This window comes from Marinomonas vulgaris (assembly GCF_018145875.1).
In the GTDB taxonomy this organism is placed as follows: Bacteria; Pseudomonadota; Gammaproteobacteria; order Pseudomonadales; family Marinomonadaceae; genus Marinomonas; species Marinomonas vulgaris.
On the sequence record NZ_JAGSSV010000048.1, the window covers coordinates 1,774 to 5,090 of the forward strand.

2 rRNA genes are annotated in these 3,317 nt (G+C 49.8%); both read left to right on the top strand.

The window, feature by feature from the left end:
* The first annotated feature begins 176 nt into the window (after window positions 1-176).
* A 23S ribosomal RNA gene (locus tag J9B83_RS15555) occupies window positions 177-3,077 on the top strand.
* 157 nt (window positions 3,078-3,234) lie between these two features.
* Window positions 3,235-3,317 (top strand): 5S ribosomal RNA (gene rrf / locus J9B83_RS15560); the annotation flags it as partial.

Consider the following 3,317-nt stretch of genomic DNA (forward strand, 5'->3'; position numbering starts at 1 on the left):
TCTCTGACTTAGTGCTTTGCACTAAACTTGCTCTTTAACAATTCAAATTTTGAAATAACGATGAATCAAGCGTTAAACCGGTGAGAAACACTTTAACCTAGTGTTTCTTATTATCGTAAATCCTAAGAGGTACAAAAGCTCTTAGGTATGTGATCCGAAACTATTTTGGGTTATATGGTCAAGTGACCAAGCGTGCACGGTGGATGCCTTGGCAGTCAGAGGCGATGAAGGACGTGGTAATCTGCGAAAAGGTTCGGGGAGTCGATAAACAGACTTTGATCCGAACATGTCCGAATGGGGAAACCCACTCTACTTGTAGAGTATCCCACAGTGAATACATAGCTGTGTGGAGGCGAACCCGGGGAACTGAAACATCTAAGTACCCGGAGGAAAAGAAATCAACCGAGATTCCCTAAGTAGCGGCGAGCGAAAGGGGATTAGCCCTTAAGTGGTTTTGGTGTTAGTAGAAGGCTCTGGAAAGGGCCGCCGTAGAGGGTGATAGCCCCGTATACGAAAACACCTTAATCATGAAAACGAGTAGGACGGGACACGTGTTATCCTGTCTGAATATGGGGGGACCATCCTCCAAGGCTAAATACTCCTGACTGACCGATAGTGAACCAGTACCGTGAGGGAAAGGCGAAAAGAACCCCTGTGAGGGGAGTGAAATAGATCCTGAAACCGTGTACGTACAAGCAGTGGGAGCGGACTTAGTTCCGTGACTGCGTACCTTTTGTATAATGGGTCAACGACTTATTTTCAGTAGCAAGGTTAAGCATGTAGTGGAGCCGTAGGGAAACCGAGTCTTAATAGGGCGTTTAGTTGCTGGGAATAGACCCGAAACCGGGCGATCTATCCATGAGCAGGTTGAAGGTTGGGTAACACTAACTGGAGGACCGAACCCACATCCGTTGAAAAGGCTGGGGATGACTTGTGGATAGGAGTGAAAGGCTAATCAAGCCCGGAGATAGCTGGTTCTCCTCGAAAGCTATTTAGGTAGCGCCTCGTATCTCACCATTGGGGGTAGAGCACTGTTTGGGCTAGGGGGTCATCCCGACTTACCAACCCCATGCAAACTCCGAATACCAATGAGTGCAATTACGGGAGACACACGGCGGGTGCTAACGTCCGTCGTGGAAAGGGAAACAACCCAGACCGTCAGCTAAGGTCCCAAAGTTACAGTTAAGTGGGAAACGATGTGGGAAGGCTTAGACAGCTAGGAGGTTGGCTTAGAAGCAGCCATCCTTTAAAGAAAGCGTAATAGCTCACTAGTCGAGTCGGCCTGCGCGGAAGATATAACGGGGCTAAAACTGTACACCGAAGCTACGGATGCTTAATTTATTAGGCATGGTAGAGGAGCGTTCTGTAAGCCGTTGAAGGTCAAGCTGTAAGGCAGGCTGGAGGTATCAGAAGTGCGAATGTTGACATGAGTAACGATAAGGGGAGTGAAAAACTCCCCCGCCGGAAGACCAAGGTTTCCTGTCCCATGTTAATCAGGGCAGGGTGAGTCGGCCCCTAAGGCGAGGCAGAAATGCGTAGTCGATGGGAAACAGGTTAATATTCCTGTACTCGACCATATTGCGATGGAGAGACGGAGAAGGCTAGGCCAGCACAGCGATGGTTGTCTGTGTTTAAGGCGGTAGGTTGGGTGCTTAGGCAAATCCGGGCACCCCCCTTTAATGGGAAGACCGAGAACTGACGACGAGCCCTCTTTTGGGCGAAGTGGTTGATGCCATGCTTCCAGGAAAAACTTCTAAGCTTCAGATATGATCGAACCGTACCCCAAACCGACACAGGTGGTCAGGTAGAGAATACCAAGGCGCTTGAGAGAACTCGGGTGAAGGAACTAGGCAAAATGGTACCGTAACTTCGGGAGAAGGTACGCCGGCCAGTGTGAAGGGCTTGCCCCGTAAGCACCAGTCGGTCGAAGATACCAGGTGGCTGCGACTGTTTATTAAAAACACAGCACTCTGCAAACACGAAAGTGGACGTATAGGGTGTGACGCCTGCCCGGTGCTTGAAGGTTAATTGATGGGGTTAGCGCAAGCGAAGCTCTTGATCGAAGCCCAAGTAAACGGCGGCCGTAACTATAACGGTCCTAAGGTAGCGAAATTCCTTGTCGGGTAAGTTCCGACCTGCACGAATGGCGTAACGATGGCCACACTGTCTCCACCCGAGACTCAGTGAAATTGAAATCGCAGTGAAGATGCTGTGTATCCGCGGCTAGACGGAAAGACCCCGTGAACCTTTACTATAGCTTCACAGTGAACTTTGAACCTACTTGTGTAGGATAGGTGGGAGGCTTTGAAACCAAGACGCTAGTTTTGGTGGAGCCACTCTTGAAATACCACCCTGGTATGTTTGAGGTTCTAACTCAGGTCCCTTATCGGGATCGAGGACACTGTGTGGTGGGTAGTTTGACTGGGGCGGTCTCCTCCCAAAGAGTAACGGAGGAGCACGAAGGTGTGCTCAGCATGGTCGGAAATCATGCATAGAGTGTAAAGGCAAAAGCACGCTTAACTGCGAGACAGACACGTCGAGCAGGTACGAAAGTAGGTCTTAGTGATCCGGTGGTTCTGTATGGAAGGGCCATCGCTCAACGGATAAAAGGTACTCCGGGGATAACAGGCTGATACCGCCCAAGAGTTCACATCGACGGCGGTGTTTGGCACCTCGATGTCGGCTCATCACATCCTGGGGCTGAAGCCGGTCCCAAGGGTATGGCTGTTCGCCATTTAAAGTGGTACGCGAGCTGGGTTTAGAACGTCGTGAGACAGTTCGGTCCCTATCTGCCGTGGACGTTTGAGATTTGAGAGGAGCTGCTCCTAGTACGAGAGGACCGGAGTGGACGAACCTCTGGTGTTCCGGTTGTCACGCCAGTGGCATTGCCGGGTAGCTATGTTCGGACGGGATAACCGCTGAAAGCATCTAAGCGGGAAGCCTCCCTTAAGATAAGATCTCACTGGGACATAAGTCCCCTAAAGAGCCGTTCGAGACTAGGACGTTGATAGGTTGGGTGTGTAAGTGCTGTGAGGCATTGAGCTAACCAATACTAATTGCTCGTGAGGCTTGACCATATAACACCAAAGTGGTTTTTAGACACATATACGATTAAGAAATCGGTTTAACCTTGATACACGTTATTTCAAAAAAAGAATTGTTAAAGATCCAAGCACGTCTTCGCGTGTTTTGGTAAGGCAACAAACCTAACCAGAACGAACGCAAAAAGAATTGCTTGACGATCATAGAGGCGTTGAACCACCTGATCCCATCCCGAACTCAGAAGTGAAAAGCGCCATCGCCGATGGTAGTGTGGG